Below are 22395 nucleotides of genomic sequence, written 5' to 3'. Positions count from 1 at the left end.
CTCGTCCCCTTCAGCTCACCCTTCATTCGTGCATGCCGAGTCTCGGGGAACTCTCCGCCCGTCCCTGGGTGATTCGCGGACTGTCCGAAGCGCTTCTCGTCAGCGGTAGTGATTCCCCAGACGGGATTGCCGAACAGCCTTCGGTACTCGCTCCTCGATAATTTCGAACACCTTGTACATCTCAACCCAGCCGAACCGGACGGGTTGACCCATGAGCGCCAAAACCTCAGCGATCTCCCCGACTCGCGTGGCTGATTCCAGGTACATCGGACCTGGTGGAGGAGATGTAGGCGTGGCCTGTTCGTCGCCCACAACTACCGCTGAAGCAGTTAGCCGCCCTCGGGCTCCGAAGTGCGCATCTACCACGACGATCACTGCATCGCCGTCGTTGTACCGACCAGTAAGTTGGACGGGGCGGAAGCCAAAGTCCATCACGCGACCAACACCGTTCACCTGCGTGAGTAGCCGCGCTGCTACCTGCTGGATCGGCTCGTCGGTCCGTTCGTCCAACGCGGTGGCGCCCAGGTAGTACTCATCGCCTTCCTTGGCTACCACGACGTGGCCTGCTGCGAAGTATGTCGCAAGGTCCTGTAGATCGAACTCGTCCCCGGCAAGCCAGGCTCGTACCGTCACGCGACCAAACCCTACGAGATCCAGGCGGGGTTGGGTATCGCTTTGCGCGTCTGTGGCCCGCGTATCGCGCTCACGACCCACCCACTACTTTTCCACTACAAACACCGGGCGATCTGGAGGACAACCGCAGACCGCACTGGGGAATGAGCGGTGAAATATGTTGGCAGAAGCGGAGTTTCGGGGATATCGGCAGACGACAGCGGAGCGCCGAAAGTACCGGCAGGTTTCTGGTTCGAGTCCAGATGGGGGAGCCTAAATGTAGCCCCTGACCAGAAAATCTGGTCGGGGGCTACATTTTTTGGTCACTTGATTGGATCCTGTTCCAAGAAACCCCAAGAATTCGCCGCTGATCGTTTGTCGACCGGTCTTGTCGAGGTTCGGCTACTTCCACGGACTCTTCCAACCCACCTTGCCGAACACCGGGCGATCTGATTTCGGCGGTCTCGGCCTCGCCGCTTCCCCAACCGGTGGTCAAGCCAAGCGCTAGAGGCCGTTCGGTTTTGGTGACAGGAGGCGCGTCCGCTCGGCGTGAGGAGGCGCCATCGCGAGGTCATCGCTGTACGGGGACGGCTCCGACCACCAACTGCATTTCGCCGCGCGGGCCAGCAGGCCCTGTCGCGACCGGGCCATCCGCGCGATCGTCTTCGCATCCGTCACCGACCGCCTATTATCCGCCCCGACCGATCTCTATACCTTCGTCCTCCGGCAGATGCCCATCCCGCCCGGCCACGCCTTGGCGCTGGTCGATCTACCCCGGGGATTCGTGCACCAATGGCTTGCAGAAGAAGCACACCGCTCGGAGGACGGCGTCACCACCAGCTCGAATTCGATTATAACAGCCAGCTTCTCGCTGCTGAGACCTGCTTCGCACTTGCCTCCGGGGCGCGCAGAGAAGCGAAAACAAGAGCATGTATGCGCTTCTCGCCGAAGGATGAATGGATGGTATTGGAGCGCAGGTGGACTCGCATGAAAGCGCGCGGCCGACCGCAGGCGCTCATCGACATCCCGCCGGTCTCCCCGAACCCGGTGCGCCGATCAGAGGATGCCGCATCTGCCAGGATCTCGTAAACCGCCCGACATCCGCAGCGTGGGAGCGATTTCGACAACCCGTCATAGGGTAGAGCCGCAGCGAATTCCCAAGTAGTCATCGTGGATCACGGTGTACCGAGAAACTCGGATGTTCCCAATGGTTGCGTGGTCGCGATGCTGACATCGTCGCTGCAGGACAGGTCTTCTCAGATCATGCCGAGTAGCCCTCGCGGTCGCTCGGGATCCGTACTTCGGTTGGGTAATATCTCTGTGGCCCTTATGATTTCAGGGAGAGAAGTGTCTGCGTACGGGAGGTGTGGCTGTGGCCGATGAAGCCGGAGATGTCTTGAAAGGGCGAGTGCCGCTGTCGACTGCGATCGAAGCGCTCCGCCAGGAATTGATCCAGGCGTGGGGAGACGGATACGAGCAGGCTCTGCGGTTTAAGCCCCTAGAGGTTGAGCTGACGCTTGAAGTCGCGGTGACGTCCGGAGGCAGAGCTCATGGTGGGATCAAGTGGTGGCTGGTTGACGCGGGGGGCGAGCTGGCGCGTGAGTCTGTTGCCACGCAAACCGTGAGGATGACGCTGCAGCCGGTAGGGTTCGATCAGAACGGGCAGCGCTTCGAGGAGGTCTTCATCGACGCGGAGGATGACGATACTGGCATCGCGTTAAGCTCTTCCGACGATCGGTAGTGGGTAGCTGACCAGTGCTGGAAACCGAACGGGCGGTGTTGCTTCGGCGTTTTCACGGGGGTAGCTGGCGACGAGGGTCGGGGCTTTGGGTGAATGGCCATTATGTCCTGACAGCTGACCATTGCGTCGATGGAGCGGATCACCACGTTATCGTGGGAAAAGATCAATTTCCGGCCAAACTACTTGTGCGCACCCGCAATGTCGGGATCGACCTGGCGGTGTTCGAGGTTCCGGGTCTCCGTGCACTCGAACCGATGCCGTGTGCGCGGATCGACCTTTCCTATGCGAGCAAGCTTGATGACTGTCGTGTTCTGGCCTTTCCGCTTTGGAAGAAGCAACGTGGCCGTGCTCAGCTAGACGGGTATGTGCCGACGGGAGAGCTCAGCGGACTGCGTGGTCACGGAGTGCCGCTGTTGACCTTTAAATTCACGTCGCCCTTGCCTCAGGGTGTACCTTCGCCGGCTGGATCGCTAGAGCAACAAGATAGTCCATGGCAAGGCGCGTCGGGTGGGGTCGTGGTTCATCGAGGGCATGTAATCGGTGTTCTGCGCAACCACGCCCTATCTGAGGGTGACGGATCGCTGACGTTCACACCGATTTCCGCGATCGATCGCCTCGATCCTCAACTGCGGCAGAGATTCTGGTTGGGGCTTGGTGTGGGGGAGGCATCCGCTCTACCGACTTTTCCGGAGTCGAAGGCTCTTTCCGACCGCGGAGGGTTCTTCGGAGGAGCGGCTGGGATAGGCCCCATTATCCGAGGCCAACTGGCCGATGATCTATCCGACTCCACCACTGTGGATCTCGGGCATGCAGGTGGCACCGACCAAAAGTTGACGCTGACAGCTATTGCGATAGATCTGCCGATTCAGGCACTTGAGGATGGTGATGATGCAGGAGGCGCCGCTGCCTATGTCATAGCGCGCGGAGATCAGCACTCGCGTCCTAGCCGGATGGTTGAAGACCCGCGCAGTATCGTGGTCTTGGGTGGGCCGGGCCAGGGTAAAACGACTCTAGCTCAACTGCTTTGTCAGATCTATCGAGCGGCGTTGTTTGTGGGTGAAAAAACCCGGATAACTCCCGAGGCTCGCGCCCTCCGTGATGAGCTGTTGGGTGGCGTGCTCGATCGGCTCGATTCGCAAGCTCCCGCTGTAAAGCGGTGGCCCGTTTATATCAGCCTGGATGCATATGCGGACCGATTGGCCGATAATCCCGATCTTCATTTGATACGCTACGTTTCTGATCGCATAAGCAGGAGGGCAACTGGCTCGATCACAGTTGAGGACTTGACCCTTTGGTTGGAGCAGCGCCCCTGGCTGGTGGTTTTGGATGGGTTCGATGAAGTATCCGACCGGCACGCGCGCGAGGCGGTCATGCGGCAGATCGTCAAGTTTCGAGCCAGGGTGTTTGACCGCGATGCAGATGTACTGATTGTGATCACGAGTCGAGAACAAGGATATGGCAACGAATTCGACTCGGACCGGTACGATGTGGTGAAGTTGCGCTCTCTGTGGCCAGACGAGGCACTCGCTTACGCCGAACGGATAATTGCGGTCCGCCATTCCGGAGACCTTGACCAGCAAGATAAAGTCACGTCGCGGGTGACCAGAGCAGTAAGGGACGATCAGCTGGTACGGCTGATTGGTACGCCACTTCAAGTGACGATCATGACCCTGCTGTTGGAGAAGTTACCCGTGCCTCCACGGAATCGGTATGCCCTATTCAGAGAGTATTACGAAATAGTCTTCAACCGCGAGAAGCAAAAGAACAGCACCGATGCACGGCTGATCTTCGCACATGCGAGTCATCTACATGCACTGCACGAACGCGCAGGGATGCTGCTGCAAATGCGTTCGGAACAGCAGGGTAGTGCGGAAGCTGCGCTTTCGACGGTCCAGTTGCAGGAGTTGGCAGCGAATCTGTTGAGATCCCTTGGCTACTCGGGGGACGATGAGGTGGCTGAAGAGTTGGCTCGCCTGGCCGTAGACCGCCTTGCACTGTTGACCGATCGCCCAGGGAACAGCATTGCGTTCGTAGTTCGCAGCCTGCAGGAATTTATGGCGGCGCGGTGGATTACGAACCGCCCGGATGCTGATGTCATTGCGAACCTGACAATACTGGCGGCGTCAGCGCACTGGCGAGACACATGGCTGCTTGCTGCGGCCCGCGTCGTCGACGAGAAACCCTATCTCGGTGATTCCGTTCTGAATGCCGTACGCACAGCCGAGACCGGCTACTTTGAGTACCGCCTGCGGTCAAGCGCGCACCTGGCGATGGATCTGTTGTGGGAACGGGTTGCCGATAAGGTCCCCGTTCTTGAGAAGCTGCTGGTGAGGGAAGCTCTCCACTTAATTCGGCAACCACCAGGACTGCATCTGAGAACACTCGCCGACGTGATAGCCGATGCCATCACGCGGACATCCGAGGTTAGTGTGATGGTAGACGCGGAGATTGAGTCTGACCTTGGAGCCAAGGGGCTCTCTGCGGTTAGCGCACTCATGCTGTGTGGGTTGTGGGCAATTCAGTCCGGACCCCTCGTAGGGCGGTCGCGGATCCGGCTGAACCGTGTACTCGCCGACTTGGAAACAGCCGACACCGAGTATCGTTCGGCAGTTGTGACGCTCGCAGCCGTCCACCCCCTCAGCTCATTGCGCGTATTCGCGCATGAGGTCGATGACGAGAAGTTGCTGACAATCAGCGAGCTTTGCGGGTCGCTGCCTCGGAGCGCGGCCTCTATCGAGGAGACCGATCGGATCCTCGAACATGTCTCCAAGATATTGTTCGCAGGTGAGATGCAACTTAGCCGCGCCATGGACGGCAGTACGGTGGTCCGCCTCGAATCGTCGGCGGTGCCAGACCTGGCCAGTCTCGATGTGGCACTGAGAGATTCGCGGGTGCAAGCAGCGGTCGCGGAGATCCTGGACCAAATACCCTTGGCGTATTGGCCGGTCGCCGCCTTCATCCGCAGGGTGCTCGGATTGTGGCTGGAGCGGCGACCGGTATCCGATCAGATAGTAGGCGCGGACTTCACTTGTCTCTGACGTTGACGGCGATGCCGAGTTCTCGGATGAGGGTTGCCAGATCCCCAGCCTGATCGGATGGCAGGTGGAGTTGCATCGTGCCTTGAAGGAAGGTGATCGCTTCCCGATCGATCAGGTCGAACAACCTCCGGAAAACCTGTGCCAGCAGGTCTGTGCTGCTGGGGTCGTTAGCCAGGTTCTTCATGAGAGTAAACGCCAGGATCTGTTCTGTTTCCACCGGTTGGGACGTCGCAGACGTGGCGGGCTTTCCGGAGTTCGATGCCACCGCATTCTTCCCTTGCGGTGCGGAACTTTTCGCATCCTCTACGGCTGGCTGTGGATCCGGTGGTGCGGGCCTAGCGAGCCGGTACGTCGCCGCATTGAAATTGATTCCTGTGAGATCGCTGACGATAACAGCTTCACCATCGCCGCGAACGATGTGTAGCAGCCCTTGTTGCACGGCATCGAGAATTGCCTGCTTCAAATCGGATTCGCCGCCAGGTAGCAATCCGAGCCTGGGGGTGTTCCAGAACGCATCGCGGATCTCCGAGAGCGGGCGCTGGTAATCACCGTCGCGTAGGTTGTGGAGCAAGGCGGTCGCGGTGAATGCTTTCGGACGAAATGCCTTCTGCGCCTTGGCAAGAGCCTCCCACACTTCGTCGCCATCCAGGGTTCCCGAATCGATCTTGATCGTCTCGACGGTGCGCTCAACCCCGACGTCTGGCTGTGACAGGTACTGAACATGTTGGAACGCGCGGGCAATCGACTCGTCGAGGCGAGCGCAGAAGTCTTCGCATTCCTCGTTGACGCGTGAGTAGAGATCGAGGTCGTCAGCGGCCTCTGGGCCTGTACGAACGCGTTCCCTGGCCAGATAGTCTGCAGCGAACTGGCGCGCGTGCTTACGCCCCCTGGCAGTTGCCAAGAGGAAGACCAGTGACGAGGACCACCCTACCGAAATACGTTCCGCACCTAGTCCGAACAGTGCTCTGGTTGCAGAAACTGTTGCGGATTCGGTTCCGTTGCCGAGGGTGAAGGCGGCAGGGTCGAGAATAACCAGCCGTGTCAACCGCGCCTTGTCTAAATCGGACTTGACGAGAAGCGACCGAGGGTCGAGCGTGGTCTCGGCCCGAATGACCCTGAGATCCTGGAATTGTCCCTGCTTGGCCTTCGCCCGGATGCGTTCGACGATAATCTGGTCTCGGTCGGCATCAGTGACCGCGGCGCGCATTGCTCGGACCATCATGGTCAGGCGTTGCCGGGTGTTGAGGAAGTAGCGGCGGGGCTGACCGCCTATGCCAGGGAGGATTTCGACTGTGGCGAGGCAGTTAGCGTCGGTACCGTCCGTGAGAGAGTGGACGATGCTATCAGCGGCTGCGCAGGTGTAGCTGAGGTCGGGCACCATAGTCGCGGCTTTGACTTCGGGGTCGGAGGCACCGCGGCGACTGCCCCCGCGTGAGCCGACAATCGATGCGAGGTAGATCATCGTCGCAGCTCGTTCGGCGGCTCTGGGGTTGCTATGAATCCAAGACGCCTCCGTGCGTTCGAGATCCATGCGACGGGCGGCTCCGTCGGCGTCGTCGAGGGAGACGATGTCGCTTTGCGCTATGGAGCGATAGTTTCCCTGGGTCTGAAGATCAGTGATGAGGCCTGAGCTGATCACTGCATCTCGGACCACTTGGTCGGAGAGAGGGACATCGCCCGGTCCGATCAGAAGTGGTACCCACTCATCTTTCGTGACACGGGTGGCGAGTGCATGTACGGTGGCGGCGAAGATCTTCATCGTGGATCGAACCTGCTGAAAGCCAGATAGGCTAGACCACTCGTCTTCGGCAAGATGTATCAGTTGCGGGTGGAATGGATAGGTTCGGGCGACCTCTGCGGCGAATTGTGGGATCCACGGCGCGTTGGCTACTCCGAAAACCTTTGATCGCCAGGCATCCTCGGCAAGCACAGGTTGGAACTGTCCCACCGTTGTGGCGATCGCCCGCTCCAGTTTTCCGTCATCCGGCTGCTCGAATAGGCGGCGGCGCAGGATAGCGCTGAAGTCGGCGTTCTCGTTCACAGTGGTGGTATCGCCATTGCGCTGCAGGTGGGCCTCGAGGTCTGCGCGCCGTTCCGGACCGCGCCCTGCTAGCTCGCTCAGATCATGTTCAGAGTTGATCATCACCACAATGGCCGCAGCGTTTGATGCATCACCGATGGCCTCGGTGAACGCTCGTAAGAAGGCCATGTCCTTGGCCTTGAGATTGTCGTCGGCCGCTTCCAGATTGTCGCCGATGTAGGTGAGGACTTCATCGATGATGACGAGAACCGGCCGTTTGACGGCGTTGATCGCCTCGCTGAGCTTGGCCTTGGTGCCGCCGTAGGGGCTGTAGCTGTGGTATAGGTCTTCTTGCGTATCGGGCTCAGCAGCGAATAGTCGCCAGAGGAAGCGTTCGTACAGGCTTTTTGCGTACGGGCCGTCGAATTTTGTCTCGCCCTCGCCGACGGCCATGTTGTCGCAGGACAGCACTACGATGTGCGGGTTCTTCAGGTCCCGTGGCAACCTGCGGCCCAATGCCTGCTCGGCTCGATCGAATACCTTGCTGCCGATATCAGTTTTCGCCAAGGCTTTCGGGTTCGTGGCCAGATGCCAGGCGCCGATGCATGCGTGAGACTTGCCTCCTCCCATGCCCTGGTCTAGTCGGGTCAACGCACGAACCTGGTCGGCGTGCGCGCCACCGCCGAGGCGTATGGCAATCTTCGCCAGCAGCTCGATGAGTTGTGTTGTCGGGTAGGTGATCTCGCCGTAGTAGTCGGCTTTGCCGTACGCCGGCCGACTGCGACCCTCACCGTGAGTGACTTTGAAGAGCGAAACCTGGGTGTCGCCGACGATTCCAGACTTGTCGAGGATCTCCTCGCGCAGGCGCAATACGTCCCACCACGGAGTCGAGATCTTCCCCTGCACAGACACCCCTTCGAAGCTGATTCAGTTGTGAGCAACTGGCGCTTGTGATCTTGTCACGGCAATCGCCATTAGAACAGTGGCACTTGATGATTCGTCATCTGAGGTGCTCCAGTCTGTTCTGCTCGACCACCGGTCAGGTTATGGGCAGCTGCGATGATGCTCCGTCGGACTCGCGTGAGCTCAGCCCAGGCCAGCGTGTCGGGATCGGCTTCGGGGAGTTTCGCGCTGAGGAAGGCGATTGTGGCCCAGATGTGTTCGTCGTCTCCCTCTTTTCCCGATGCGGCCAACTCGTTAGCAACGTCCTGCAGGTCGCCAGCGCGCCAGGCGCGAGCCAGAGCGAGCGCGATGTCGATGGCGGCACTGTCGTTGTGCAGGCGCGTCGTGAACTGATCAGAGCGGATAAAGCGGCAGCCTTTGTTATCCACTTTCACCAATGTTCTGATCACATCCTCTGGAAGCCCGGATGCCAGTGCAGCCCAGCGTAGTTCAGACTTCGGTACCTGCTGTCGGCGGTTGACTTCGACCCACCATAGAGCGAACTGGGTGCGCTCGTCGAAGTCTCCCAGCGGTACTGTGTCGATCTTGCTGAGCGCGTTCTCCTGAACCGCCCGACGCGCGGTGCCCAAGAGTTCCAGCAGGTCCACAGGCTCGCCCACATTGTTAAGTATGCGCTCGTACTGGCCCGCAACTTCCATGGCTGGACCGCATGCGGCCATGAGCATGTCACCGCGCGCTAGGTCGGATCGCTCCCAGAGTCGGAAGCGTTCCGCAACAACCCTTTTGATCTGACCTTCGACGACGGCGAGTCGGCCGATCTCCCGATTCAGCGGTGCGGGGCGGCATGCCATGGTGACAGTCGTGACGATATTCGAGGAGCCGGCGCCGCCACCGCCACTCTCGGTTTTGGCTGGCCACGAGGCGGTCATTACCAGTCTGGCGCGGTCGAGTGCGGTAAGCATCCGGTTCCACACCTCGACGTCGCCGTGGCCGAAGACGATGGTCACCACCCCGTCCGCGGCGACCACACGCCGCATTTCGGCATAGGCCCGCGAGATCATTTTCTCGTAGTGGACCTTGGTGCGGTGGTCGCCAGCGGACCCGCCACCGCGCTTGACGATGATCTCGTCCGCCTTGTCCTGCACGCCGTTCGGATGGGAGGTCAGTGACAGGGCGAAATCGGCGGTGGCCATCGCCCGTTTGGCCCAAACGTAGAACAGGTCACTTGAGTCGCTGTAATCGATCATGTCGTCATATGGCGGGTCCGTAACCACAGCGGAAACAAATTCGTCTCGATACGGGAGAACGAGGGCGCTGCCGTGCTGGATCTGTGCTGGCCTGGCATGCCCGCGCCGTGTAATGCTGCGTAGAGTCTGCACCGTCTTCTTGGCTAGCGATGCCCATGATCCGGGGCCGTCGGACAATCCTGGCTCGAACCAGTCGTAGGCGTGCAGGATTGCCGACTGGTTCGCGAAGACATCACCGACAAGCTGCTTCGGTACTTCAAGGCGGCTACCTCGAGTCGAACGCCGGATCTTCCGCATCATGGCCGCAGTCGCGTATCCGCTGAGCACTCGCACATATTCGGGGGAAACCCCGGCCTGCAGACATTCCGCTCCGAGATCGTTGATGGCCCGGGCTAAATGGATCAGGCCCAACGTCTGCCGATCCGAAATCAAGTCTCCATAGCAGCGGTCGCCATAGTTGACCGACTGAATAGTCCAGGTGTTCCCGGCCGGAATGAGTTCGTCAGGGCGGGCGGGCATTCCGGCGAATGGCACTTCTTCCGCCAGTGCAAGGCTGGCCCGCTTGGCTGCTCGCCGCTCCTGTTCTGTCGGTTGCCGGTATACCTTCATTCCTCCAAGGGCGATATCCGCTGCGATAAGCAGTGTGTCCCGCCGCAACCCTTCGGCGCTGAGCCGGGTGTGAGCGGCCTTGCTGTGCACGTGCTCGCAGAACGGGCACACCGCGACTCTGCCGTCGGAGGCGTACTTGCTCTTCCCCGCGAATACCCGCGTCGGTGATCCGTGCGGCATTCCGGGATGCGGCTCTGCCCTGAACGTGCCAGCGATGCGATCGACGCTGATTTCGAAACTCTGGCCCAGATCCTCGTCGTAGGATGCCCTACCTGCCCGGGGATGCCGCAGCCACAGCTCACCGACAAGCGGAAAGCGTCGTCCGCATTCCTCACAAGGCAGGGTCGACGCCCACAAGTAGCCCCATGGGTAGGCGCGGTCAGTATTGCGAGGGTAGAACTCCGTCATACTGGCTGTATAGCGGCGGCCTACCTCGGCGAGAAATGACGCCACATCGGAGACAAGCCGATCATCGGTCTCCTCTCCCGCAGCGGGGTAGGGAATTGACGATTCGGCGCTGTAGTCCTGAAAAGGTGCCTGCGCCAACAAGTATCCGCCGAGGGCAGCGAACGGTGAATAGTCGATGCCGTCGGCCTCCAAGCCGAGACGTCCTGCTTCCAACGGGATCATGGCCCGCCCAGAGAATGGGTCGAGCACCCGGGCACCGTCGGGACAGCTGACGGACAGGGCTGACCTGATCACCGACATGGCCCCACCATTCAGTTGCGCCGCACGAATTCTGGCGGGGCGGTCGACTGCGAGAAGCTCGCGCACAGCCTGCTGTAGTCTCAGTTGGTCGGCTTCGTCCTCCGGCCAGGGCAGCAGGCTGGTCAGTACGGCAGCCCTGGCCTGCGCTGTAGGCCGTTTCGCGAACCACACCCACAAGCCCGCTTCGGTATTGCCGCTACCCCAACCCACCTTCGAAGTCTCGCTGACCTCCGTGCAGGGAAACCAGCGTTCGATCATGCGGGTCATGCGGACTCCTTCTCGGCGGAATGGTTGGATGCAGCGATGAGCCTGTCGCGCAAGGCAGTTCCGGGCAGCTCGAAGTAGGCCCGGTTGTCGAGATCTATATTCAACGCGGACAACGGATCTCGGGCTGTTCCGATGATCGAACCGAGCCCATCGCCACACGACTCGACCACGTACAACCAGTGGTCGGTGGAAAACTGGGCGGCTAGAAGCAATTCGTCACCGCGAATCAGGATCGATCCGGTGTCTGCATTGCTCCAGATTCCCTTGGCGACAATGAGTCTGTACTCGGAACCGCGTGTGGCGAGCAGGTCGAATCCACGGCCCTTTGCGCATGTGTCATCGACTTGCCATCCGGCCTCGGTGAGATGCTGACGAATGCGGCTGCAGGCGATCGCATCGGCTCGCCGATGGCGGGAGATCTCCGGTGTCGCAGTCGGAACAACCTGTAGGCGTGCCAGCAGCCGTGGTGGCTCGGCGTCGAGGCAGCAGAGTCGCTCGAGATGATCGAGCCTGTCCTCCGCCACAGCCGCAAGACGATCGCGCGCAGCGATACGCTCGCTACGGGAATCGATATCCAGGGTCAGGTTGACGGGTAGAGCCGTGAGCTCGCGTTTAGCCGTCGCCAACCATTCATGGCGCTCTTCGCGCCACCGTGCCACAACATGGGCAAGTTGATGGCGCGCCTCATTCTCGGCCAGTTCGGCTGTGAGAGGCTCATTCGGCGCAGGTGTGGATTCGGTTGTTATGAGATTGCCCACGACTTCCCAGCCGACATGAAGCACATCCCCGTTGGCATCGACACGGATCAACGCCGACCACGGTGTGGTCCTCCGGGTGGAAGGGGAGGCCAATTCGGAAGCAAAGAGCAGGAGCTCGTACGCTGTCGACGCGAGTGGATCCGCAGCAACGCCTCCTCGATACATCTCCGGTGCCAGATAGCGTGCTGACATGTCCAGAAGGTCATTCAGAGCCACGGTGCCAGGTCGCAGCGGAACGATGGCTGATGCGTCGGCGATCGTCATTTCAGTGCTCGGGGGGACGATTTCCGTGGATACTAGGACTTGCGATCGACCACCCAAACTCATCGGCAGTGGGTTCGTCGAATCGAGCTGAAGTATGCCCTCGCCTGCGGCCGTATGAGATGCCCGCAGAACGTCGGCTGTCGAGAGCCGCTGCAGAAACGCTCCGACGATTGCAGGCGTGATTGCGCCACCTAGATCATGATTGGATTGGGCAATAAGGGATTTCGAGCTGAGTGCCGTGCTAATGGCGTTGTCCTGCCGAAAAGAGGATTCGGCATGTCGTTTCAGATCAGCCGCTTTGATCTGCTTTGCGGCCTGGGCAATGGAACGTTTCGCCGGCTCGTCGTCGCCATACATTGTCTGCAGCCACTCCCCGAAGGGGACGGCCGCGAGTTCAGCTATTAACGACAAGCTGTCGAACATCTTGCCTCCCAGTTCGTTTGCGGCCGTTACGAAGTTCTCGAGCAGGCTTAATAGTGTGTCACCCTCGCGCGTGCCAGCAGCGACCAAGTTGTACAGCTCGACGTCCTTGGTTTGTCCGACTCGATGGATTCGACCCATCCGCTGTTCCAGTCGCACCAGAGACCATGGAATGTCGTAGTTGACCAGTACGTGAGCAGTTTGTAGGTCGATCCCTTCGTTACCCGCGTCGGTCGAGACGATAATCTGAAACAAGCCGGCCATGAAGGCCCTTCGAACTTCGTCTCGTTCGGCGGACGTAAGCCGACCGCTGTAGATACGGGCGTCGTATCCACTCGCTGACAGCCGTCGGACGATCCATACCGCGGAATCGGCGAACTCGGTGAAGATCACCGCCTGCTCTGTTCCGTTAGGCCGTATTCCGTTTTCCCACAAGCATGTTTCCATCAGCGCGGACCACTTCGAGGGCACGTACTCGGCGCCGCCGAGCGCTGTCGAGATGTCCGACAGCAGTGAGCGGACCGCGGACTGCTCGGAGCGTGGTGCTGTGGAATCCGAGAAGGTGACACGTGCCTCATCGCGGATAGCAGTGTCTTCTCCGTACGGGTCCGCTGTGGCCGCCGCTTCGACGGGCGACATTGCGCCCATGTTAAGAGTACGGCGGCTCAGAGTTTCCGCGAGCGCATGCAGGCTGGAAGCCGCACGTTTGCCGTAAACCATCCGTGCGAGCGGACGAGCCTGGGAAGGGAAGTACTGGTCTACTAGCGCCAGCGCTGCCGTATATGCCGCGTGTTCAACCGAATTGAGTGGAACTCGTAGGTTTGTCGCGCGCCGCCGCGTGAACAGAGGCGTCACGCCATCGATGTCGACAAGGTCTTCTTTCATTCGACGGAGAAAGTGCACGCTTCCGGGTCTGAGCGCCGTCAAAGAGCGCTTAGGGTCGTCACCCGGATCGGGGTATACCTCTGGATCGACTAGGTGGAGCAGATGGCGGAACAACCATTCCGAACCGCGATGAGGTGTCGCCGTCATCGCCAGCACACGGGGACTGCGACTCAGCAGCCGTCCGAGCCTGTGTAAGGACTGTGCTGTAGGTGTCAGACGATGGGCTTCGTCGAAAACTACGAGATCCCACCCTGCCTGGTCGGGATGGATGGCGTCCTGGACATTCATGTTCACTGCGGCCAGTTCCATCGAGACGATCCACAGATCGTGCTCGACTTCTAGGGCGCGCTCGCGAGCAGTGTTCGCCGTTATGCGTCGTACGGGTGTCCCAAAGAATCGTTCAATGTCGCTTTGCCACTTGGAGACTAGCCCGGCTGGGACAACTACGAGTGCGCGCCGAATTGCTCCGAGTCGTTGCATCTCTCTGATGTACAGACCAGCCATGACGGTTTTGCCTGTTCCGGGCTCATCGCAGAGGAGGAAACGTAGTCGTGGCTGCGGCAGCATGGCTCCGTATACAGCGGCGACCTGATGCCTATACGGCCGCAGGCTCGTCGAGGGTAACAGACTCGTGGCCGGATCCGAGTCGACAGCCGCCAGCCAAGCGGTCCACAATCCTGCGATTACGGCAGACGATCGACCGCCACTGTCTAGTGACAGCGTCTCCACTTCCGCGGCCTGTTCGGCAGTCAGGGCGATCTTCTGAAGGGCATCCTGACCGTCCGGTCCAGCGTAGAGAATCCAGCCGCCGTCCTGGAGCTGTCGTGCGAAGTCGACCACAAGCCAGGTATCCGGATTGTGCGGCAACCGGATTCGTTTTCCCGGAGCGAAGAGCTCTGTCATCCATACTCCCCCCGACACCGGCTGCTTCTAGCTGCTCCACACCTTACGATGCGCCGCCGGATCCATCGAGATCGGTTGCCGAACAACGGAGGTAGGGCTGATCGGCGCTGTAGTCGTTCAGTGTTAGTTGATCAGGCTGAGGCTGTGCGGATGGACAGGGGAAGCTATGGTCCGCAATCTGTTCTGTCGCAAGCACTTCGGCCCTCGTATGCTCCGATCGTTCTGGAGCCGGGCCCATGACGTGAACAGTAGATTGGCCTGTTGGCTGCCGGCGAGGGGATCAGGGGCCGCTCGCTCTCCGGAAGTAGTCATCAAGAACAGGCACTGGTTCGAGCTCGTCGGTGTAGTGTCCAGCGCCGAAGTGTGAACCGTCACGGGTAAGGGACCGGCTTCGGTTTCAGACCAGCGCCGGTTGGCGACGGGTATCGCGACCCTGCACCCGAGTGGTGGATCAGTCCGGGCTCGATCGGGTGCCCGTAATGATCACGCCGCCACACGGCCATGTTGAGGGACTTCGACACCAGTGCAGCGGTTTTCGTGGCGGCGGTCGTCCAGCCGACGATGGCGCGGGAGTAGGCGTCGAAAACGAACGCCACATACGCCCATCCGGTCCAGGTCGAGACATAGGTGAAATCGGCGACCCACACCCGGTTCGGTGCGAGAGCGGTGAAGTCGCGGTTGAGCTTGTCGCCGGCGCGGATCCCGTTCTTGGCGGGGATCGTGGTGCGCAGCTTGCGGCCGCGCACGATGCCGTTCATGCCGAGTTCTCGCATGATCCGGTCCACGGTGCAGAATGCCACCGCGTGGCCTTTTCGGTGCAGGTAGCGGGTCATTTTCCGACGCCCGTACATCTGTTCTGGCTGCCCTGCCAGATCGCGTAATGCGTTCTCCACGTACGCATCTGCGATATCCCGCGCCGACGGCGGTCGGTGTCGGGCCTTGCGATAGGTCCGCGGCGCGATTTGGATTCCGTGCGCGGCCAGCGCACGGAAAATCGACTCGACTCCATATACCTGGCGGTATCGTCGATGAACCCGACGATCAGTGGTGTCGCGGGTCGAGTTCCCGCGCGACGAAAGCCGATGCCAATTTCAGTATCTCGCTGGCCTGCTTGAGGTCTCGAACCTCCTTACGCAGCTTCGCCAGCTCGTCTCGCTCGGCCGTCGACAGCTCCGGCGCACTCTTGCCGCCCGGCCGGGAGCCCTGGGCGAGGGCCTCTTTCACCCACACTCGCAGCCTCTCGAACTCATCGAGTCGTTCCAAGGCCAAACGAACGGCCTTCTCGCGGACCTCGGGCGGGTAACGCTTCGTCATGATGGAGACCATCTTCCTCAAGGAAGGAAGCGGCCCCAACCCGTGACGGTTCAGTGATCGGTAAGATCATTGCTGTCGTGTGCTTGGACAATTCGGATCCCAGCGACCAAATTGTTCAGTGTGTCAGCGATTTTGGGTGCGTGCTGGTAGTCGGGGCATCGTGGTCAACAACGATCCAGACGTAGCGGACACCGCGGAGCCATTCGGCGTGGTCTGGTTGTAACGCCGAGGACTTCGCCATCGCCGCAGGCGGCAATGAAACGGGCGTGGTGGGGCGCCAGGATATCCTTCTCGCCCTCGCAATGTAGATGTCGTCGCCGGCGGCCAATGCGCGAGAGGTTCGGGCTGCATCACGCCATTGGACAGTATGAGATCTATTCGGTCGGAGTGCGATTCGACTAGGGGGTTTCGTCCTTGGGGGATCTGACTGTCATCCACCTCGCCGTTCCTGAACTCTCCGAGGTGATCTCAGCCGCAGGACAGGTACTGCGTAGCCTACCTGCGCTGGATCTTCGTGCAGCGGCGACGTGGAGGTCTCCGCTGCCGGAATAGCGGGCGACCAGGCGTCTACGACGGTCGGCGGGGGAACCGAAGATGGAGCGGTTGAGAGTGGTGCGTTTGAGGTGCATGTGGATGCCGCTGTCCCACGTGTAGCCCAGGCCGCCGTGTAGTTACATGGCCTTGCCTGCGATGAGGGTGGTGGCGGGGGCTAGCGCTCGGAGTGGGGTCGGGCGGATTCGACCCCGTCCCAAACTTTCACCAAATATTCGAGGTCGTTTCAGCAGTTCTCGTACGCGAACCTGCTGGTTGCATCGGGTGTTTCGTGTGTTTCGACTTGACCCCATAAGCGGCGATTATCTTCACCCATTGGTGTGACCTGTGCCTCGACGGTGGCTCCTTATCTGCAGGTTTCTGGTTCGAGTCCAGACGGGGGAGCCTGAAAAGTTCCCTGACCAGTAAATATGGTCAAAGGGCTTTTTTCGTTCGGTCCACTGATCGGACCCTGCACCAAGAAAACCCCAAAAATTCGCGGCGGAACATTTCGGCGACCGGTCATGTCGAAAGTAGTCCAAGTCGTCCATCGGGCGTCACAATGATGATTCAGAGCAATGGCGTGTCCGTCCCGGTTTTCCGGTTGCGCGGGCTGGGTTCGTCAGGCGCTCTCGGTGTGAGACCGATGCTGGCTGTACTACTACGAGTATGGCCTACTTGCTGTCTGCGAGTCCTGGCCCTACCATGGCCGTATTCGAGGTAAAGGTACGTCGTCCCCGTCGCTGCCCAAACCCAGCGCATATCGCTGCGGCGGCAGTTCCCACCACGCTTCGAGCGGGAACTGTGACAGGACCTCCTGGCGTTGCTGGTCAACCAGTGCGGGATGCTCGGTAGTGCCGGGGCGGTCGAAATCCTCAATTGAGCCATTCAGCTGCCTTTATTCAAATCTGTTAGGCGACAGTGTCTTTACTCAGGCTAACCTCATCTTGGTCACGATGCCGCTGTATGAGATGACCGTAGTGCTTCCGGCCTCTCCTGCGCGCTTCCTCGGGGGTGTGACAGCAAACCATCAACCTGCGGGTTTGGGTCAACGCTTCCAACAGTTTCGAGATCACGACGCGGGTGACAATACCGATCGCCATGCCCCCGTTGGCTCGATGAATCCCGCAGAGGGTATCGGGAAGCCGCGGCTACGAGCACCTCTCGGGCGCTGTTGCTGAGTCGTCGTCAGCGGATGAGGGGGCTACGAGGCCGCCGACAATGTGATCGCGAGCGGTAATCCGTTGCCGCAGGGCAGGATATGGCGTTTCGATCCTGTCTCGCGGCGGTCGACCGGTGTCGGCGCTGGTGGTAGCTGTTGCGGTCGCGGTATCGGTGTCTGCGTTGTCAGTGTGACGGCGCATCCTGCGCCCGACGGGTGCGGTCGTCGACGTCACCGGAACGTTGTGCGGGCGCGTGATAACTCGATATGTAACGGTCCAGCGGCGGGCGAGATACTCTTTGCGGCAACAAGTTTCGAAGGTCGATGTTGTGATGGAGGGGGTGACGATGGAGCGCACGGATATTTCGTTCGCCGTGGTCAACTCGGGTTCGATTCTGGGAGGTACGAATGCGTGAGACGCCGAAGATCGTGAGTCTGACGGCGGCCCTCGCCGCGCTCGCGATCCCCACAGCCGCACAGGCAATCGCGGAGGCGTCCGTCTCGACGGGAACGGACGAACCTCGCGTTACGGCGGCACAGGAGGAGGCCTGGCCGGAGCCTCGGGTCGCCTTGCCGAACGAGGTCGAGTTGATGAGCTTCACGACGCATCGCACCAGCGATGGCAGGTTGTTCGCGCAGCATGGTTCTCATTCCTCTCATTCATCCCATTCGTCTCATGCATCTCATGCGTCTTCCAGTCCGGGGCTCGGCGGACCGAATGTGCCGAGGCCGGGTTACAGCCCACCGCCTGCTGTGACCCCACCGGCCGTTCCGCCACCTACCACGACCCCACCGGCCAGCTCGCAGCCTGCTTCCGATCCGTTCCCTCTGGCGTGCACGCGGGCAAAGGAGGGCCTCGACCTGAATGAGATCGCGCGCGAGTTGCAAGAGGTCTTCGGCCTCGCTGCGACCGAGGCTGAGGATCTTGCCCAGCGAGCATTGGACCAGTGCACGGCGGTTGACGCGACTGCGGTGCCCCCTCAGTGACCGAGCAGTGCGGTTGCTTTCGAACTATGTCAATGGCTCTCGGCGAGTGTGGCTTTCGTGTTCTATGAGGGGATTGAGTGATGTCAGTGTCTGATTTGGTTGTCGACTTCAGCAGGTCGGTGCAGTCGCTCGACGCGCTACAGGAGGCCGCTTACCGCTTGATCGGGCAGGCGGCATGCCAGATCGACGAAGCGGACGGGCGATACGTCTGTCGCCTCTCACCAACGCAGTCACAGCTCAGGGGCGATGAGTTGCGCACTCACTTCCTGAATCTCGTGACGGACGAGAACCTACGCGAGAAGGTCGGTCGCGAGACCGGCCGGTATCGCGATGTCATCGTCGCGTTGGCATTCGGATCGCTGGCAGAGGGGGAGTGACGGTTGGTCGGCTTCTCCTCGGCGGACTCGTTCCGTCCCGACACGTCCCGGCTGCGACTCCTGCCCATTCGGTTCGAACGGCTAGGTGTAGACCGCTTCCTCGTCGGCAACATGGTTGGCGACATGGCGGAAATGACAGCAACCGAGCTGGAGCGGTTGTGCGCGCTCGATCTCACCCCGGGTGACGGGCTCTATGAAACGGCTTTCGAGAAGCTCTTCATCGCATCGGCCGATCAGCGTGCATCGCAGCAGCTTCTCGCCCTTCGTCTGCGTAGCCGCCTGAGCTTTTTGCGCGCCGCCACGCCTTTGCACCTGTTCGTCGTCACGCTGCGATGCGAGCACTCCTGCCCGTACTGCCAGGTGTCGCGTCAGAGCAAGGACCGCGTCCGCTACGACATGGACATCGCCACGGCGTCCAAAGCACTGGACATCGCACTGTCCGCGCCGGCGCCGATGATCAAGATCGAGTTTCAAGGCGGCGAGCCGCTGCTGAACTTCGAGCTCATCAGATGGATCGTCGTGACCGCTGAGAAGCGTGCGATGTCCCTGGGCAAGCAGTTGCAGTTCGTGATCACGACGAACCTGGCGCTCCTGGATGACGAAGTGCTCGAATTCTGCGCTGAGCACGATGTTCTGCTCAGTACCTCATTGGACGGGCCGCGCGATCTGCACAACAAGAATCGGCCCCGTCGTGGCCAGAACAGCTACGAGCTCGCGGTGGCCGGAATCGGGCGCATTCGAGAGCGGCTCGGCCCGGACCGGGTTGGTGCGTTGATGACCACCACCGAAGCGAGTCTGGATCGTGTGGAGGAGATCGTCGACGAATACGTCGCACAGGGTCTCGACGGCATCTTCCTGAGGCCGTTGTCTCCGTACGGTCATGCGATCAAGACCAAACAGTTCCACAAGTACGATGCCCGGGAATGGCTCGAATTCTGGAAGCGCGGTCTTCGCTACATCCTGGAGATCAACAAGTCCGGGCGCCGGTTTCCCGAGTTCTATTCGGCCCTGATCCTTCGCCGGATGCTGAGCGATGAGCCCATCGGGTATGTCGATCTGAGAAGTCCGGCGGGGATCGGTCTCGGTGCGCTGGTCTACAACTATGACGGCACCGTATTCGCCTCGGACGAGGCGCGGATGCTCGCCGAAATGGGGGACCGCAGCTTCGAACTCGGCAACGTACATGAGCATGGTTACCGAGATCTGGTGTTGTCCGACACGCTGGTGTCGGCGGTGGCGGATTCGCTGACCCAGACTGCTCCACAGTGTTCGACGTGCGTATTCGAGCCCAACTGCGGCGCGGACCCTGTATATCACCACGCGACGCAGGGGGATCTGCTGGGAATCAAGCCGCTATCCGAGTTCTGCGAGCGACAGAAGGGCGTGATCACTCACTTGTTCGAACTGTTGGAACACTCACCCGAAGACGCCGCCGTTCTTCGGGAGTGGGCGTCGTGAAACCTCTTCTGCTTGTAGGACGATCACCGGCGGCGGACAACGTTGGACTCGGCGAGGAGAACCGGATCGTGCGGCTCCGTCCCCCGAACAGTGCCCCGTCTGATGATCGCGATGCCGCGCTGATCGTCGATGATGGCGACTGGAAGGCGGCGCAGGCGAATGGATTCCGGATCGCGGTCGGGCGTGATGCGTGCCCGGACGGCGCATCGACGAGTTACCTCCGACTTCCGGCGGGGTTCGCCGAGGTCGGCGATGGCGATGTGCTGAGCTTCTACCCGCGATCGGGTCGAGTGAGGCTGCTCTACCGTCGGTCGTCGCGACACAACTTCTTCCTCGTCACCGAACGCTGCAACAACTATTGCCTGATGTGTTCGCAGCCGCCGAAGAAGGTTGATGACGGCTGGCTGATCGACGAAATCGCGGAGGCACTGTCACTGCTCGACCCGGCGACTCCCGCACTGACATTCACCGGCGGGGAACCACTCACCGAGTGGCGCCGATTCATCGGGCTGCTGGAGCTGTCGCGGGATCTGCTCCCGGACACCGCGATTCACGTGTTGACCAATGGGCGCGCCTTCTCCGTTCCCGACGTCGCGCGCGCCTGGGCCGAGATCGGGCATCCGCAGCTCTCCGCAGGTATACCGATCTATGCGGCGGTGGATCACATTCACGACTATGTGGTTCAGGCCGCGGGCGCGTTCGACGAAACTGTTCTCGGCGTGCTCCGACTCAAGAACCTGGGGCAACGGGTCGAGATTCGTATTGTTCTGCATGCCATCACCGCGCCGCGTCTGCGTGAGACCTGCTCGTGGATCGCGCGTAACCTGCCATTCGTCGATCATGTGGCTCTGATGGGCATGGAAAACACCGGCTTCGCGGTCGCCAACGACGCCACACTGTGGATCGATCCCGTCGATTACCAGGAACAGTTGAAGGCTGGTGTCGACGCCCTCTCCTCCGCCCGAGTGAACGTTTCGATCTACAACCTGCCCCTGTGCGTCCTCGATGCCAGCATCCGGCCGTTCGCGGTGCAGTCGATCTCGGACTGGAAGAACGCGTACGTCGCGGAGTGTGACGACTGCTCGGTGCGCCACGAATGTGCCGGCTTCTTCTCGACGGGCCGACCGAAATTCAGTCGCGGGATAGCCGCCATCTAGTGAGGTTCCGACTTGATGGCGTGGGGGTGGGTGGCATCTGCCGCGACAGGGGTGGCCGCGGTTCTACATTGCTGCCCGCGGAAGGCCGAGACGCTCCAGAGTGGCTCACACCCTCCGAATCCGCGAACTCTGATAGCGGAGATCAGTGAGATATGTTGGTAGCGGGGGAGTTTCGGAGACTCCAGCGCATCGTGGCAGGGCGCTGAAAAGGACGGCAGGTTTCTGGTTCGAGTCCAGATGGAAGAGCATAAAGAAGCCCTCTACCAGCAGGTAGGGGGCTTTTCGTGGGCTGCGCAATTGCATGCGAATCCATTGCCTTTCACAGCGGCCAACGCGGCACTTTCTCTTCGTGGTCCCGCCCGCAGCCTCATCCCGATTCACCGCCGACGCGACGTGGGCACGTCGAGAAACGGGACGTGCCCGGGATTCACGTGAACTCGTGGCAACCTTTCTCGTGTTCGGTTGAGAGTTGGTCGACAGTCGAGGAGGGTTTGTGGCGAAGATGGGCAGGCGGAAGCGGTCGCGGATGTTGACGCAGGGGCTCCTGGTTCCGGATGGGGGCGCGCGGAAGGTATCGCCCGAGAGCGGTTCGAAGGCGGACAAGGCTGTTGGGTCGCAGTCGGGAGCGGCTCTCGCGCAGGAAACCAAGCCCGCCGCCAAGGAGCCGAAAGCTGCCGCTGCGAAGGAGCCGAAAGCCACTGCTCCGAAGGAGCCGGTGGCGGAGTCCGAGGGCGCAGCCGCGAAGGAGCCGAAGGCCGCCGCGAAGCCGACTTCTCCGGCCGGCGAGCCCGATCTCAAGGCGCTCTCGGATCGCATCAAGGCCCGCCGCAAGGAGAAGGGCTGGACCCAAGCCGATGTGGCTCGCACCAGCGGACTTTCGGCGAACGCCGTCAGCCAGATCGAGCGGTGCCTGAACGAGGATCCCGCCGCGGACGCCCTCGCCAAGCTCGATGCCGGTCTGGAATGGCCCGCGAACACCGCCGACTCCATCCTGCGCGGCACCGAACTCGCGAGCGCCTCCGCCCACTGAGCTC

The 22395-nt window shown here is 60.9% G+C and carries 12 protein-coding genes and 1 pseudogene; 7 read left to right on the top strand and 6 right to left on the bottom strand.

Features of this window, described 5'->3' with window-relative positions; translation table 11 throughout:
- Positions 1-99: 99 nt before the first annotated feature.
- A complete protein-coding gene (locus NJ1_RS21205; protein WP_067697093.1) occupies positions 100-633 on the bottom strand; it encodes a hypothetical protein in 534 nt (177 codons plus the stop codon).
- A gap of 1351 nt (positions 634-1984) precedes the next feature.
- On the opposite strand from NJ1_RS21205, the gene NJ1_RS21200 reads away from it, so the two are divergent.
- Both NJ1_RS21200 and NJ1_RS38295 read left to right on the top strand, forming a co-directional pair.
- A complete protein-coding gene (locus NJ1_RS21200; protein WP_157574126.1) occupies positions 1985-2353 on the top strand; it encodes a trypco2 family protein in 369 nt (122 codons plus the stop codon).
- A gap of 14 nt (positions 2354-2367) precedes the next feature.
- Positions 2368-5391 carry a serine protease gene (locus NJ1_RS38295; protein ID WP_084478584.1) on the top strand — a complete coding sequence of 1008 codons (3024 nt, stop codon included), beginning with the start codon at positions 2368-2370 and terminating at the stop codon, positions 5389-5391.
- Here the strand turns inward: NJ1_RS38295 and NJ1_RS21185 are convergent.
- The 5 genes and pseudogenes from NJ1_RS21185 to NJ1_RS21165 all read right to left on the bottom strand — a co-directional run bounded on the left by NJ1_RS21185 (position 5378) and on the right by NJ1_RS21165 (position 15689).
- A complete protein-coding gene (locus tag NJ1_RS21185; protein WP_157574125.1) occupies positions 5378-8317 on the bottom strand; it encodes a DUF499 family protein in 2940 nt (979 codons plus the stop codon). The genes NJ1_RS38295 and NJ1_RS21185 overlap by 14 nt on opposite strands.
- Positions 8318-8385: 68 nt before the next feature.
- Complete coding sequence (locus NJ1_RS21180) at positions 8386-11145, bottom strand: DUF1156 domain-containing protein (protein ID WP_067697085.1); 2760 nt, start codon at positions 11143-11145, stop codon at positions 8386-8388.
- Positions 11142-14375, bottom strand: a complete 3234-nt coding sequence (locus NJ1_RS21175; protein ID WP_067697193.1) for a helicase-related protein — start codon at positions 14373-14375, stop codon at positions 11142-11144. Before NJ1_RS21175 ends, NJ1_RS21180 begins: the two co-directional genes overlap by 4 nt.
- Before the next feature lie 371 nt (positions 14376-14746).
- Positions 14747-15400, bottom strand: a pseudogene (locus tag NJ1_RS21170) (IS3 family transposase); the annotation flags it as partial.
- A gap of 16 nt (positions 15401-15416) precedes the next feature.
- On the bottom strand, positions 15417-15689 hold the full coding sequence (locus tag NJ1_RS21165; RefSeq protein ID WP_067697191.1) for a hypothetical protein: 273 nt from the start codon (positions 15687-15689) through the stop codon (positions 15417-15419).
- Positions 15690-17790: 2101 nt separating this feature from the next.
- Here NJ1_RS21165 and hxsA2 point away from each other — a divergent pair.
- The 5 genes from hxsA2 (at position 17791) to NJ1_RS39295 (ending at position 22391) form a co-directional block, all read left to right on the top strand.
- Positions 17791-18369: a His-Xaa-Ser repeat protein HxsA2 gene (gene hxsA2, locus NJ1_RS41035; RefSeq protein ID WP_067697079.1), complete on the top strand. Its 579-nt coding sequence runs from the start codon at positions 17791-17793 to the stop codon at positions 18367-18369.
- 119 nt (positions 18370-18488) lie between these two features.
- Positions 18489-18746, top strand: a complete 258-nt coding sequence (locus NJ1_RS21150; protein ID WP_218025235.1) for an HxsD-related protein — start codon at positions 18489-18491, stop codon at positions 18744-18746.
- A 3-nt stretch (positions 18747-18749) separates the two neighbouring features.
- Positions 18750-20204: a His-Xaa-Ser system radical SAM maturase HxsB gene (hxsB, locus tag NJ1_RS21145; RefSeq protein WP_067697074.1), complete on the top strand. Its 1455-nt coding sequence runs from the start codon at positions 18750-18752 to the stop codon at positions 20202-20204.
- On the top strand, positions 20201-21361 hold the full coding sequence (hxsC, locus tag NJ1_RS21140; RefSeq protein ID WP_245717500.1) for a His-Xaa-Ser system radical SAM maturase HxsC: 1161 nt from the start codon (positions 20201-20203) through the stop codon (positions 21359-21361). The genes hxsB and hxsC overlap by 4 nt, the downstream gene beginning before the upstream one ends.
- Positions 21362-22076: 715 nt before the next feature.
- On the top strand, positions 22077-22391 hold the full coding sequence (locus NJ1_RS39295; protein ID WP_157574123.1) for a helix-turn-helix domain-containing protein: 315 nt from the start codon (positions 22077-22079) through the stop codon (positions 22389-22391).
- The last annotated feature ends 4 nt before the right edge of the window (positions 22392-22395 follow it).

Source organism: Nocardia jejuensis NBRC 103114 (assembly GCF_001613145.1).
GTDB classification, from domain to species: Bacteria; Actinomycetota; Actinomycetes; order Mycobacteriales; family Mycobacteriaceae; genus Nocardia; species Nocardia jejuensis.
This window is presented reverse-complemented; position numbering and strand designations above follow the sequence as displayed.